The sequence below is a fragment of the Fulvivirga ulvae genome, from assembly GCF_021389975.1.
Taxonomy (GTDB): Bacteria; Bacteroidota; Bacteroidia; order Cytophagales; family Cyclobacteriaceae; genus Fulvivirga; species Fulvivirga ulvae.
Map to the genome: position 1 here is coordinate 6663118 of NZ_CP089981.1, position 16576 is coordinate 6679693.

At 43.7% G+C, this 16576-nt stretch carries 2 protein-coding genes; both read right to left on the reverse strand.

Features of this window, described 5'->3' with window-relative positions; genetic code table 11:
* Positions 1 to 17: 17 nt before the first annotated feature.
* Positions 18 to 13784 carry a non-ribosomal peptide synthetase/type I polyketide synthase gene (locus tag LVD17_RS27115; protein WP_233763383.1) on the reverse strand — a complete coding sequence of 4589 codons (13767 nt, stop codon included), beginning with the start codon at positions 13782 to 13784 and terminating at the stop codon, positions 18 to 20.
* Positions 13785 to 13838: 54 nt separating this feature from the next.
* Positions 13839 to 16208, reverse strand: a complete 2370-nt coding sequence (locus tag LVD17_RS27120) for an ABC transporter permease (RefSeq protein WP_233763384.1) — start codon at positions 16206 to 16208, stop codon at positions 13839 to 13841.
* Between the last annotated feature and the right edge of the window lie 368 nt (positions 16209 to 16576).

The following is a 16576-nucleotide window of genomic DNA, read 5'->3' on the forward strand; positions in this document are numbered from 1 at the left end:
TAAAATATTAACCTTCCCTAATCGAGAATAATCTCGTCACTCATAACCACATCACTAGGCTCTCCATTTTTAGCCCAGTTTTCATTATCTATATATTCAGACATCATTTCAATGGTGTTGGAGACAAATATCTCCTGTAATGGTATTTCCACATTCAGCTCTCTGAAAATCCTGTTCGCAAGTACGGTAGCTCTTAACGAGTGTCCTCCCAGCTCAAAGAAGCTGACATTGATACTGACCAGCCTTTCGTCCACCTTCAATATCTCTGCCCATATCTCTACCAGCTTTTTCTCAGTTTCAGAGGAAGGTGCTACATATTCCTTTGGAGCTACATCCGGCTCTGGCAACGCTTTCCTGTCTATCTTTCCGTTCGTACTGATGGGCATACGCTGCATATGCACGTAATATGAAGGGATCATATAATCGGGCAGCTTATCTGACAAATAAGTACGTATGCCGGCCGCTTCCAATTCGCTCTCTGCCACATAATAGGCTACCAAAAACTTATCACCGCCCCGTTCTTTAGCCATAACCAGAGCATCTTTGATCTGATCATGCTCATTCAACTGCACCTCGATCTCTTCAGGCTCTATCCTGAACCCTCTAATTTTCACCTGATTGTCGACCCTGCCTAAGAACTCCACTTCTCCATCTGACGTCCATCTCGCCAGGTCTCCGGTTTTATACATTTGCTCGCCTGCCCTAAATGGATTCTCTACAAACTTTTCCTCGGTCAGGGTTTTGTTATTGATATAGCCTCTGGCTACCCCAACACCTGCAATGCATAACTCCCCGTACATGCCTATCGGCAGCAACTCTCCCTTTTGCCCCAGAATGTAAATGGAGGTATTGTCCATAGGTTTTCCAATAATGGAAATATTGGTTTCTATGAGGTTGTTATTGCAGGTTGCCCCAACGGATGTTTCTGTAGGCCCATATTCATTGCTGATCTGGGTATGGGGTAATGACTTTTTGCTCTTTTGCAATAATTCAGGGTTCGCTTTTTCTCCGGCAAGCACCACGAGCCTCAGGCTGGCAGCCTCCTCTTGCTTCAATTCCGTAAGGATAACCTCAAAGATGGCAGGCGTCATGCCTATATAGCTCACATTTTCATGGTTAATGGTATTGACCAGATATTGTGCATTTAAGCGGTTCTCATTACTCAACAGCACTGTGGTTCCTCCGGCCAGCAGCAATGAATACAAGTTACTACCGTAACCATCAAAATGATACGACACGACCTGCATAGTAACATCACTGGCGGTGAACTCAAAGTTTGAAATTCGCCATGACAGATAGTTGACCATACCGCCATGCTCTACCTCCACCCCTTTAGGGTTACCGGTTGTGCCGGAGGTATAGATCACATATATGAGATCATGAGGTGCAACTTTTTTGGCTATCGCATCCACGGCATTGTCAGCTATGAGATTTTCGTCAACAATCACAGTCTTCCCCGTGTCAAATCTGAAGTCTTCCAATTCAACTGCCTCGTGCGTAAGCAATAATTGAGCATCACAATCGACAAGGATATATTCATTTCTCTCTGCCGGAGCTTCTGGAGATAGTGGCACATAAGCGTGCCTAGCTTTCATTACTCCAAGCATACTGGCGATCATTTCAACCGACGGGTTGAACAGCAAACCTATTTTGTTATTCCCTTCCGGCACCTTGTTCAGGGCCATCTGGGCAATACTATTTGCCATGGCATCAAGGTCCTTGAAACTGATCCTTTGATCACCATAAACTACCGCAATATTATCAGGGTGGAGTTTCACCTGTTTCTCAAACAGGGTGACTATAGTTTCTTCTTTCGGGTAGTCTACACTTGTGTTGTTAAACACATTCAGCAGTTGGTGCTTCTCTTCTGAAGTGATGATCTCCAGCGCTGACAGGCGCTGATCGGCATTGGCGGTTACTGACTCTACTATTCTCTGGAAGTAGCCTATAAAACGGGTGATTGTTTCAGGGTTAAACAGGTCCGATGAGTACTCAAAGCTCAGTTGCATGCCACCCTCCTCTTCAACCGCTGTCAGGGTCAGGTCAAACTTCGACACTGTACGACTACTTTGGTACGGGATCAGCTCCAATCCTGATATTTTTGATTCAGCCTCTTCCTGGTTCTGGAACACGAACATCACATCAAACAAGGGATTCCTGTTTACAGCTCTGTCTGCTTTCACTTCATCGATCAGTGCTTCATAAGGGTAGCCTTGGTTCTCCATGCTCAGCAGTGCACGCTCTTTTACCTCATGTAGAAAATCCCGGAAAGTCTTATCGCCTGCGGGGTAGTTGCGTAGTGGCAGGGTGTTCACAAACATACCGATCACTCGCTCAAGGTCTGCATGCTGTCTTCCTGCGACAGGGGTTCCTATCACAATATCTTCCTGGTTACTCAGCTTACCCAGCAGTACATTGTAGATCGAGAGTAACAGCATATATAAGGTAGTACCTTCTGACTGTGACAGCTCGTGGAGTTTGTGGGTAGTGGCCTCATTCAGTGTGAAGTCTATGCTGCCACCTTTGCTACTTTTTACCAGTGGACGGGCTTTATCCGTGGGAAGCTCCAGGGAGGTCACTTCTTCTGAAAACTCGCCTAGCCAGTAGGCTTTCTGTTCACTAATCGCCTCTTGCTGGACCGGGTCTTGCTGCCATTCGGCAAAGTCTTTATACTGAAGGTGAAGCGGCTCCAGCGCATCTCCGTTGTATAGGTTTGTGAAGTCCTTCATCAGTACGCCTTGCGATATACCATCGGTGATGATATGGTGCATGTCGACTACCAGTATATGGTCGGTCTCACTCAGGGCTATTACACCGGCACGCATCAAGGGTGACTCGCTCAAGTCAAAGGGAGTTATAAAGTCGCGGATCAGCGCTTCAGCTCCTTGTTCATCGGACTGATAGTACTGCACTTCAAAATCGTGGTCCTCTGCTATTTTCTGAACAGGGTGGTCATTCTCCACATGGAAAGAGGTTCGGAGACTTTCGTGCCGGCTGACCAGCCTGCTGAAGGCCTGGTTGAGTTTTTCTTTGTCCAATATGCCGTTCAGCCTTACGGTGTAAGGCATGTTATACGCCGTAGAGTTCTTGTCTATTTGATGAAGTACATACAGACGTTGTTGTGACGACGACAGGGAGTAGTACGATTTTTCGGCCGCTTTTTCTACTGATTTGTAAGTAGTCTGCTCCCGGTTGCCGAGGTATTGTCCCTGACTGCGAACATCCTGATGGCGGAAGATCTCGCGCAAGGGTATAGTTATGCTAAGTTGCTTGTGTATCTTATTGGCCAACAGGCTCGCCAGCAGAGAATGTCCTCCCAGTTCGAAAAAGCTTTGAGTTACACTTACCGCTTCAGGATCAGCTTTCAGTACTTCTGCCCAGATGTTCACCAGCTGTTCTTCTATTTCGTTTGATGGCCCTACATACTCCGTACTGCTCACCAGCTCCGGGGCGGGCAAAGACTTCCGGTCTATCTTCCCATTCGGAGTAAGTGGAAATTTGTCCAAATGCATGAAGTAGGAAGGGATCATGTAATCGGGCAAGCTTTGTGAAAGGTGGTCGCGAAGGTCAGCCGGCTCTATCATGGAGGCTGAAACATAGTAGGCTACCAGTATCTGCTCGCCAGAGTTCCCATGAGCATAAACGACTGCTTCTTTGATCTCTTCATGGGTCAGTAGTTGACTCTCTATTTCACCCGGCTCGATACGATAGCCTCGTATCTTCATCTGGTTGTCCATTCTGCCCAGGTATTCGATAGCGCCGTTAGGCAACCATCTTGCCAAATCTCCGGTGCGATAGAAGCGCCCGCTTACTCCGGCAGGGTTGCTCACAAAGCGCTCTTCGGTTAAGGTCTCATTTTGCCAGTAGCCCCGGCCTACTCCTTTGCCGCCTATGTACAGTTCTCCGGCTATGCCGACAGGCTGGAGGTGTCCTTCTTCGCCGACGATCAGCATCGTGGTATTGGCTATCGGTGTACCGATATCTATTCGTTCTGCTTCGGTTAGTTCCTGAACCGATGACCATACCGTGGTCTCGGTGGGACCGTACATGTTAAAAATCCTACCCTGATATTGGCCTTGCAGGGTCTGAAGCAAATCCGCAGGGAAGCCTTCTCCCCCTACCATCAGAGTATCTATATTTTGCAGGGCTTCCGCCGCATGGCTGGAGGATAGTAACATCTTCAGGTGCGATGGGGTGATTTGCATCTTGTTGATGCCACCTGTGCTTATCAGTTTACAAAGTGCATCGGGATCTTTCTGGTCACTGTTACCTGCCAGCACAACCTCGTGCCCTTGAAGTAATGGCAACAGACTTTCCAGTACGAAAATATCAAATGAGATCGTGGTCAGACAGAGCATGCGTGAGCCTTGCTCCATTGGTATGCGGGCAGCTATACCCTCTACAAAGTTGATCACATTGCGGTGCTCGATCATCACGCCTTTTGGCCGTCCGGTAGAGCCGGAGGTGTAAATCATATATGCCAGTTGTGATGGTGATATCGATACACCGGGGTTAGCTGTATTTTCTTCTGATATTGAGGCTGAGGTAACGTCTATAATTTGTAGTTGCTCTCCAAATTGGTTTGCTCTTTTTTCCAGGTCTGTATCGGTCAGCATCAGACTCAGGCCGCTGTCTTTCACGATGTAGTCTATGCGGTCTTCCGGGTAGTCCGGGTCTATAGGCACATAGGTACAACCGGCTTTCAATGCACCAAGGATGCTGATGAAAAGGGCTTCGGTGCGAGGCAGCATGATCCCCACAATGGCTTCGACTGGAAGGTTCTGTTTCCGCATCTTGTGTGCCAGCTGGTTACTCCTGCTATTCAGTTCTTCATAGGTCAGGCTTTTGCCTCCGTAGGTTAGTGCTATGGCTGCCTTATTTTTAGCTACTTGTGCTTCAAACGCGGTAACGATACTGCGGCTTTCATCAAAAGTAAGTGCTGTATCGTTAAAGTCGCTCAATATCAGACCTCTCTCCTCTTCGGTGATCAGATCAATATCCGACAGCCTGATGTTAACATCGGCCAGTATTGTAGAGATGATCTGATTAAAATAGCTTATAAATCGCTCCATGGTTTCTCCTTTGAACAAGGCGGTGCAGTACTCGAAATACAGAGCCAGTGCTCCTTCCTTTTCATATGCCGTCAACGTCAGGTCAAACTTGGAAACAATATGATTATCATCGTACTGTGTGATCTTTAGTCCGGGTATTTCAAGCACTGAACGCTCAAAGTTCTCATACGAGAAGAGTACATCAAACAAAGGGTTTCGGCTGATGTTTCGCTCCAGCTTCAGGTCATCTATTAAATATTCATAAGGGTACGCCTGGTGGTCAAAGCTCTCAAGTGTTTTGTTCTTCACCTGATCCAGGAATTCTCTAAAACTTTGTGTACCGTCAGCCTGGTTTCGTAAGGGCAGGGTATTGATAAACATCCCCATCATCTGTTCCAGATCAGCATGTTGTCTTCCTGAAATGGGTGTCCCTATCACTATATCTTCCTGATTGCTCAGTTTACTCAGAAGAATATGATAGGCTGACAGGAGTATCGTAAAGAGTGTCGTTCCTTCACCTTCGGCTATCTTTCTTAGTTTTTCTGTGTTAGCTGCGCTGATTTCAAATTTCCTGATGTCTCCCTCAAAGCTTTTTATAGCAGGCCTGACATAATCTGCAGGCAAGTTGAGTGGGGTCGCCTCACTGTCAAATGCTTCTAACCAGAAGGCTTTTTGCTCCATGAGTTCCTGCTGAAAATCACTTCCCTGCTGCCACACGGCATAGTCTTTATAATGCAGCTCGAGATTCTCTAACGGCTGCCCTTTGTAAAGCGCCATGAAGTCTTTGATCATAACACTCTTGGATACTCCATCTGTAATGATATGTGGCAAATCTACCATCAACACATGTTCAAGCTCAGATACCTTCACTAACCCGACACGTATCAGAGGAGCCTGGGTCAAATCAAATGGCTTAATGAAACTGTTAATTACTGAGGGTATATCTTTATCTGACGCGGTATAAAATTGCAGGTCAAAATCAAACTGCTCAGTTATAGCTTGGCAAGGCTGATCATCTACAACCTCAAACTTTGTTCTGAGAGGCTCGTGCCGATCAATTAGCGTTTCAAATACTTCTCTAATCTTTTGATAATCAAGCGCCCCACTCAACTTAAGTGCTATGGGCATATTGTAGGCTACGGAGCCATTGTCAAATTCATTGAGGAAGTATAGCCTTCGTTGAACAGAGCTCAATGGGTAATACGCACTGCTTTCCGCCCTGGATATCACTGTATATTCAGCCTGTTCATTCGCTTCATTCTTTCCTAACGATGTACTTAAGTATGCGCTTAGTTCTTTGACTGAAGCATGTTGGAAAAATTCAGTTATCGAAAGCTCTATGTTAAACCGCTTATGTATACGGCCAATCATGGTAAGAACTTTCAAAGAATCTCCTCCCAATTCGAAGAAATCATTAAAAGGTCTGATATCCTCCATGCCGAAGAATTCTTTCCAGAGCTGAAGCATCTCCAACTCAATATTATCCCTGGAGGCAACCGGTGCCAAGGCCTTATCTTCCTGACCATTCACCTTGTTTTTAACCCATTGAGATACCCTTTGATTGAGATCACCAACAGAAACCACTACTTGTGGCTGATGAGTCAGCGCAGTAACTCTCTCAAAAACCTCTAATAATTCATCAGGCCTTATTCCTTCACCCGGGTTATCCTCAAACGCAAGTCCATCCAGGTTTACGCTGAACCAATTAGGGGACTCTGTTTCATGAATGGTATTCAACTCATGATCCAAAGCCATGTTGGCCGAGGCATATGCGCCAAATTGAAGTCCACCAAGTATTGATGAAATAGAAGATATGGCCAGGCAAAAATCGAGTTCTCTGTTACCCATAACCTTTTTCAGGTTATGTATACCGGTACATTTTGTTCTGAATTGTTCACGGTAGTCATCGTCCGTGAGGTTATCTATCAGGTTAATGCTTTTGCCCTGAAGGGTGCCTGCGGCATGAACAACACCATTTATTTTGCCGTATTGCTTTTCGGCAGTATCTACAACAAATTCAAGGTCTGTGTGGCTTGAAATATCTGCTTTGAAATAGCTCGCTTTACCAAGGCCGTTATTCAGTTGATTGATCTGGTCTGCTTTAAGCGCCTGATCTGCTCTACCCAGCAACACAACACTGGCCTGATATTTTGTGGTCAGGTATTGTGCCAGGGTGTATCCCAATTTTCCAAGGCCACCAGTGATCAGGTACACGCCTTCCTTCTTTAGCATTGTCCCTTCGTTCTGCAAGTCAACCTGTTCGAATGATTGTTCCCATCGTCGGGAATTTCTCAACGCCAGCGAAAGACCATTTTTACGCTTTGTTAATTCACCAGCAAGCTGATCAACATGTCTTTCTATCTCCTGCATCGATAGGTCAATATGACCTGTTGTTACAGGGTACTCCTGTGCGATTACTTTAATCGCTGCCGGTAATGCAGCTCCTGATGCATTGACTTTTTCAACGCCTAAAACATTATATAAATTACTGGTAACCAAAGTTAAATGCACTCCCGAAAGCGACTCCCCATGATGGGCTGATTTTACCACATGGATGAGGTCATAAAAATCAGGATGATGATCGGTGTATTCACTAAGGTCGTCGGTCAGATCCTCTGAAGTGCTGTTGTAAATTATCTGATCGTATCTAAAGCTTTTCTCTTTCAGCTCACTGAAGAATTTTGTCAAGTCTTCAAGTGAACCGGGGTTTACTACATATTGGTTATCTGATACTTTCTTATATTCATTTCCTTTAACTACAGATACATACGGCACGTGCTCCTGATCAAATTTCCTGATCAGCGATGTCTGAAGCCTGTTATCCTTTCCATAAATAATATAGCTACCAACATTATCCACTTTCTCGGGCAAGGCAAATGAGCTCCGCCAGCCAGGAATATAGAACCATTCGTTGATATGATTTCTTACTGGTTCCGAGCTATTTTGTTTAGGACTACCTTCATCTATGCGTACAGAGTACTGGACTTTTTCAAATGAATAGGTCGGTAGCGGAATTCTTCTTCTTTGTTCTTCCTCGTAAAACTTAGCCCAATTTACGTCCACACCTTTTTCCCATAGCTTACCCAAACTTCCCAATAAATACTGCTGATCATCAACGTGTTGTTTGGGGTGCCTAACCAAGCCTACAACTTCATGACTGCTTAAACGATTTTTGTGAGATCGCACAAAAGTACTCAGTACATTACCCGGGCCGACTTCTATAAACACCGACTCCTCAGCCTCCATCATTTTGCTTATCCCTTCTGAGAAGCGTACGGTTTCTCTGAGGTGCCTTACCCAATATTCAGGAGATCCGAGGGTTTTATCGTCGGCTACCTCTCCGGTTAAATTGGATACCAGGGGTATCTGCTGCTTATGGAATTTTATGTTTTCAAATGCGGATTTAAACTGATCCAGTATACCATCCATCATGTAGGAATGGAATGCATGGGATGCATGGATTACCTTGCTGCTTAGTCCGCTTTGTTGAATTTTGTTTTGAAAGTCTGCAATGGCCTCTACAGTTCCGGAAACCACGCAGTGAGCAGAACTGTTTACTGCGGCCAGTGAGATGTTGTCGTTATCAGTTATTAAAGGGAGTAATTCTTCTTCTCCGGCTGAGATACTAAGCATTGCTCCCGGCGCTACCTGCTGCATCAACTGACCTCTGCTGACGACCAGCCTTATGACATCATGAAGGGTAAATATCCCTCCTACACAGGCCGCTACATACTCTCCGATGCTATGCCCTATCATCTGAGTAGGTTTAACCCCCCATTGAATTAACAATTGTGCCAGGGCATATTCGATAATAAATAGTGCAGGCTGGGTATATTCTGTCTGGTTTACCTGATCAGCGTCTTCGAAATTATCTCCAAATAGTATGGATTTAAGGTCTTTACCGGATATCTCTTCTGCAATTTTCAAACAGTGGTCTACCGTTTCCTTAAAATATTTTTCTCTGGCATACAGGTCTGCACACATGCCGCTATATTGTGAGCCTTGCCCTGAGAACATAAACACAATGTTTTCTCTGCTTTGCAGTTCAGGTATATCTACAACTTCACCTGCCAGGTCTCTCAGGAACTTTACAGAATCGTCGGATTTTCTGACACTCAGGCTTGCTCTATGCGGGAAGTGTGCTCTGCCAATATGAAGTGTATAGGCTGCATCGGCAATATTTGTATTTCCATTGGCCTGTAGAAAATCTGCCAGATTATGGATGTTTTTTTGAAGGGCATCTGGTGTTTTTGCTGAAAGCGTCAATAGCTGGTAGTCTCTGGATACTGATGATTCGGTAATCGATGGTGCCTCCTCTAAAACCACATGTGCGTTTGTACCTCCAATACCAAACGAGCTCACTCCGGCACGTCTTGGGTATTCGCCATTCTTCCATTCCCTGAGGCTTGTATTGACATAAAAGGGACTGTTTTTAAAATCAATGCTGGCGTTAGGCGTTTTATAATGCAGGCTGGGGACCAGCTGTCTATTTTTCAGGGAAAGAGCTGCTTTGATCAGCCCTGCTATTCCGGCTGCTGCATCCAGGTGGCCAATATTGGTCTTGACAGAACCTATTGCGCAAAATTGCTTTTTGCCGGTATTAAAGGCCTTGGTAAGCCCCGCTATTTCAATAGGGTCACCCAGCGAAGTTCCCGTTCCATGGGCTTCTACATAGGTTATGCTTTCCGGGGCAATATTTGCATTTCTAATGGCGTCGCGAATAGCAGCACTTTGCCCTTCGATGCTTGGTGCTGTAAATCCAATTTTTTCGTGGCCATCGTTATTGGTGGCTGTACCTTTGATCACGGCATGTATGGTATCTCCATCACGTATCGCATCGTCAAGCTTCTTCAATACCACTATGCCTGCACCGTTGCCACTTACTGTTCCCGATGATGTTGCATCAAATGCTCTGCAACTTCCATCATCAGATAATATCATTCCCTTTCTATGGGTGTATCCTTCATTGTCATGGAGTGAAACTGATACCCCTCCGGCCAGGGCAACATCACACTTACCGGCCAGCAACTCTTGACATGCCGTATCCACGGCTACGAGTGAAGTAGAACAGGCTGTAGCGATATTAACACTGGGACCTTTCAGGTTAAGCTTATATGAGATCCTGGGGCAAAGGAAATCTTTATCCGCATAAGTAATGGCTTCCCACTTTTCTACCCAGTCGTCCTCACCATTAGCCCCTACATTAATATTGAAATAAGGATTAGCCGATGCTCCTCCGTACAGGCCTATTGCTCCTTTATAGGTACTGGGATCATAGCCTGCATTTTCTAAAGCTTCCCAGGTACACTCGTGGAATATCCGCATCTGAGGGTCCATTTTAGCCGCCTCAGAAGGAATATAATTAAAGAAGGCCGCATCAAAGGATTCATATCCCTCAAGAAAGCCTTTGGCGTATATCAAAGGATCGTTCTCCTCTTTCTCTTTTCTTGTAATAGACTCTTTCCCTGATTGCAGGTTTTGCCAGAACTGGTCTACATTCTTTGCCTCCGGGAACCTGGCTGCCATACCTATAATGGCTATATCGAAGGCACCACTCCTGCTTTCGAGGCTTGTCTTCTGTTTACCTTCTTCCCGCTCTGTTTTTTCCTCGGCTGTATCACCCTTTTTGCTGCTTATATATTTAGCAAGTGAGCGAATGGTTGTATAATTGAAAAGTTCTGTAACGGAAACATCCTCATCAAAGACCACTTTGATCTTTGAACTCACGGTGATCAAATGAAGCGAGTCTCCACCTACATCAAAAAAGTTTAGGTTCGCACTGATCTTATCATGCCCCAGTACTTCTTTCCATATGCCGAATAGTTGTTTTTCTACTTCACCGGTTGCTACGACATGATCCATGTTAAGCATGATCTCCGGCTGCGGTAATCTGGTCTTATCCAGCTTACCATTCGGTGTCATGGGCAAAGTTTCCATCTTCATAAAATAAGATGGTACCATATAGCTGGGGAGGTGTGCTGACAAACAGCCTTTTAAATGATCTGAATCTTCTTGTTCAGCAGACACATAATAGGCTACCAAGTGATTGTTACCATGGATCTCGCGAGCTATAACCACACATTCCTCTATAGTCCCATAGTTGGATAAGTGGCTTTCTATTTCACCGGTTTCAATTCTATGGCCTCGAATTTTAACCTGAAAATCTGTACGACCGAGGTATTCTATGGTACCATTATCCAACCAACGAACAAGGTCACCGGTTTTATAAAGTTTTTCTTCGGGGTTAAAGGGGTTAGGTACAAAAACCTTATCTGTTAATTCCGGATTGTTCCAGTACCCTTTGGCCAGACCATCACCTCCTATGTAAAGCTCACCGCTAACTCCTTTTGGCTGTAACTGCCTGTGTCTGTTCAGCACGTAAAGCCGTGTATTGCCAATGGGCTTGCCAATAGTTATTTTATCTTCGTCAGTAAGATCTGTCAATGATGACCATACCGTGGTTTCGGTAGGTCCGTATACATTAACTATTCTTGCCTTAGCAGCTGCTTTCAGTTGCTTCAAAAGTTCGGGTGGGAAGGCCTCTCCCCCAACAAGCATGTATTCCAAGCCACCCATACCTGCTTTGAAGGCAACTTCATCACTGGTTAGCAGTTTGTAGCGCGATGGTGTGGTCTGCATCATCGTAACACCATTCATGGCTATTGTTTTAAACAAAAGCCTGGGGTCTTTTTGGGCTGCTTCATCCGCTATAACCACCCGGGCACCGCGAGTAAGCGGAACCAATGACTCCGTGACAAATATGTCAAAGGAAAAAGTTGTTACGGAAACAATAGTAGTTTCTTCAGTGAAAGGAACGCTTTTCGACAACGATACGATATAGTTATGTACTGCTCTATGTGGGAGCATTACACCCTTAGGCCTTCCTGTTGAGCCTGAGGTGTAGATTACATAAGCGAGGTCATCAGAATTATTGACATGGGTTAAGTTTTTAGGCTCTGACGCCAATTCTTCGCAATCAACCGTCAGAATATCAAGATTCTGCTCAACGCTAAATACTTTTCCGTCCAGGTCTGGCGTGGTCAGAAGTACTGTAGCATTAGCATCTGACATCATATACTCTAAACGCTCTTTGGGGAATGTGGGGTCTAAGGGAAGATAACAACCTCCGGATTTTAGCACGGCCAGCTGGCTAATGAATAGCTCCAGTGAGCGGCTGGTGTACAATGCTACAATTTGGTTAGGGCGTACTCCCCGGGCTCGTATATCTGCTGCCAGGCTATTGGCTTTTTCATTAAGCTCTTTGTAGCTCAATGCCTGCTCGCCAAATACAAGCGCTGTATGCTCCGGGGTTCTGGCTGCCTGTTCCTCAAAAAGCTGAACAAGTGTTTTCTCCACAGGGTATGCCAGGGCTGTTTTATTGAAATCGTAAAGCAGTTCAGCTCTTTCACTATCCGATAACAGGCTGACTTCTTTTACTTTTTTACTGCTATCATGAAGTATGCTCTTAATGACCAAAGCAAACTGTGTGGCCAGTGAGCGCACAAAAGGTTCACTAAGCTGTGCAGTTTGATAGGCAAACTCGATCTCTACCTCTTCATTAAAGAAGACCGTGACCACAAGTGGAATTCCTGTATTTTCATAAACGGTTTCCAGATGCAGCTTAAATTCAGCATTACTATTTATTTTTTCGGTATCAAGAGGATAATTTTCAATGATAACAACAGAATCAAACAAGTCATTACTGGGCTTAATATCCAGCATGCGTTTGATTTCAAAATACGAAGTGTTATTGTATTGGCTTCTTTCTATCAAATCCTTACTGATACCTGCCACAACATCCAGCAAGGTGGCGTTTTCCACTTGCCTAAGCCTTAGCGGTATGGTATTGATAAAATTGCCAATCACTTTATCATTACCCTTGATAGCTACATCACGATTAGATACGGTAGTACCAAAAACAACATCTGAAATATCCTGATATTTCTGTAGCAGCATACCATAGGCTGCATATATCACAGAGGCTTTGGTAACTTTATTTGCACTGGCAAATTCATCCATGGCCAAATTGGATACCCGCTCAATAACCTTGGCGATTTCATTTTTCTTATCAAGGTCAAATGCTCCCGAGAAGAAGGTCGTGGTATCGTAGTCGCCAAGGTAGTTTTTCCAATAAGCCTCAGCTCCTTTTTTTGCATTCTTTATCAAACGGAGCTGCATCTCTTTATATGCAGGCTTTACCGTTACTGCAGCTGATTCATTATTAATCAGCTGCCTGTATGCTGTAAATAGTTCTTCCAGCAAAATCCCGGTACTCCAACCATCATAGAGAATGTGATGGTGGGTAATATTCAAAACATATTGCTGAGTAGAAGTTTTAATGACGGTCACTCTAAAAGGAACCTCTGTAAGTGTAAGCCTTCTATGCTGATCTTCGTCAGAGTATTGCTCAACCAGCCGTTGCAAGGTTTCTGATGCCTCCTGCGTAAGATCCTTGTAAGTAAAATCAACAGAACACTCTTTAAGAACAATCTGTACCGGTTTACTGAGTTTCTCCCACCTGAATACCGATCTCAAAGCTTCGTTTTGCTCCTGAACTTTACTTATTGCCTTTCTAAAGGTATTTACATTTAACTCACCTTCAACCCGAAAAGATAGTTGTACATTATATACATTGCTATCAGCTTCATTCAAATAATGAAATAGCATTCCTCGCTGAACAGTCGTCAGCTCAAGTATTTCCTGTACGTTAGACTTATCTAATTTCTCGTTCACGGCTAAGTTTTTTCTATTGTAGCATAAGAATTAAAGATTTTGAACCTTATGCTATCACTCCGTCCTTAAACATTTTACGGGGCTTACCATAGCTGCTTTAATAGTTTGCATACTTACAGTAAGCCAGGCAATTAACAGGGTCATGATTCCGGCTGCAACAAAATACCAGACTTCCAGCTCAATACTAAAGGCAAAATTGTCCAACCATTGCTTAGTCATAAAATAACTGATCGGTATAGCAACTAAAATAGATGCCATAACCATTTTGGTGAAGTCCAGTGACAGGAGGTAGATAATAGAAAAATTATTTGCACCCAGAGCTTTTCTAATCCCAATTTCTTTAAGTCTTCTTTCAGCAGTGAAAGTTGCCAGACCGAAAAGTCCAAGACATGATATTATTATTGCTAAAGCAGCAAAGTATTTAGAAAGCGCTGAAACTCTCTGCTCGGAAGCATATTGCGCCTCATAAGCTGCATCCAGAAACTGGTAGTCCAGAGGTGAACCTGCAAACTCCATGTAAAAATCTTTAAGTTCGTCAATAGCTTCAACGGTTCTTCCTGCATCCAGTTTCGCCAATACAACGCTTGTTTTGTGGGGAGCCAGAATAAAAAACAAAGGCTTAACCTGCTCATGAAGTGACTCAAAGTGAAAGTTCTTCACTACGCCAATGATCTGTCTGTTGTCACCCCAAAGGTTAACTGTCTGCCCTACAGGATTCTCCATTCCCATCACCTCAATAGCGGCCTCATTAAAAATAATAGCCTCATTGTCTGAAATGAAGTCCTTGGAAAAGGATCGTCCGTCTAATATTTCTATACCCAGGGTTTTTATAAAATCGTAGTTTACACCTACGTTCTCAAATGACACCTGGCTTTCCGTGTTTTTTCCCGGCCATTCCAGGCTTCCGGTGGTCATAAAACTTCCCATTGTACTTCCCATCCTGCTCGAAGCACTGGATACTCCCGGAATTTTCTGCACTTCTATCAGGAAGCTTTCCAGGTTCTCCGCTACCTTTCCCTCTTTTTCAAAATAAATAACATTGTCTTTACTATAGCCAAGGTTTTTCGATTGTATGAATTTCATTTGATTATAAATAACTACAACCGAAACAATGAAAATCACCGAGAGTGTAAACTGAAACACTACCAGTCCTTTACGTGCCCATAGCTCTCCCAGTGAGCTTTTGAACTTGCCTTTGAGAATGATTGCCGGCTTGAAACCTGACATGTAGATCGCCGGATAGCTACCCGAAATAAGTCCGGTAAACAGAGTAATCCCTACCATGGATATGATCAGGGAAGCATCAAAATGCATAGCTAGGTCTTTACCTGTAATTTCGTTGAATGTAGGCATAAATAAAAAAATCACCAGCACGGCAAAGGCCAGTGAAATAAATGCCATTAAAACTGATTCTGCTAAATATTGTGCAACCAAAGACTGACGACTCACACCAATAGCCTTTTTCACTCCTACTTCCTTAATCTTCCTGGATGCTTTGGCGGTTGACAGGTTCATAAAGTTTATACAGGCGATCAAAAGGATAAATATGGCTATGATGGCAAACATCTTAACATACTCAATTCTACCTCCTGCCTGTACTCCATTTTCATAGTTACCGTACAGGTACCTGTCTTCATATTGCCTTGCAAAAAGCGTCACATTCGACTCAGCATATTTCTCCTTTATTAAGCCGGATATCTTTGTGTTAAATTGCTCAACATCGGTGTTATTCTTTAGCACTACATAGGTATGAGGGCCATTGTTACCCCAATTAGGCTCCCTATGAAACATGTTTGCGAATAGCTCAAAAGATAATACAAAATCAAACTGATCTGATGAGTGTCTGGGTACATCTTCAAAAACACCCGAGATCACCGCATCTTTTTTAAACTGCAGCAATTGCCACTCGACTCTTTTTCCAATTGCCTCTTCTGCAGTATTAAACAGACTCAAGGCGAGAGACTCAGAAATTACAATAGAATTTTGATCTTCCAGCACATTGTTCTCATCACCATGTAAAAGGTTATAAGAAAAAACATTAAAGTACTCCTTACCCACAAACTGACCTGCCCCTTTAACGCTTTTTTCATCCACCGTAGTAATTGTAAACTCCTGGAACCATGACAATGGAGTTGCCAGGGTAGAATATTCCACTTCCGGAAATTCATCTTTCAGAGCTTCTGCTAAAGGGTCCGGCGTATTTTCTACAGTTTTAATGAGATCAGCATTCTCCTGATGCTCCATGACCTGATAAAGTCTATCACCTTTGTCATGGAATCTATCAAAGGCAAGCTCATCGCTTACCCACATATAAATAAAGAAAACACTGGTAAGACCGGCGGAAAGGCCTATTAAGTTAATGATGAATGTAGTTTTAAAGCGTTTGAAACTACGTAGTATTAAGCGAAGATTATGTTTGAGCATGTTTAGTTGGTTTCTATTTCAGTCTAATGACTTTTAATTTAAAATATCAGTACGAGCCAGCAAGCAGACATGTATTGCCGGATATAAATAAATCGATGCCCTATTTTATAATGAAATAAAATAGATCCTTTTACAGCGTTTTTAAACCTGGTATGTTACCACAATAGCTATGGGCAAATAATATTTATTATTTACCTCCTGAGTGCCAATTGGCACTTTGATAAAAGCCAATAAAGATGAATTTCCCATCACAAATCAAAAGTTCATTCTGAACCTTCGATTAACTGTAAGATACGTCAAATCAAAATAAGTGGTTACATTTAGATTCAACAGAATCATAATCAATATAAATGGATTTATGAAAAAGT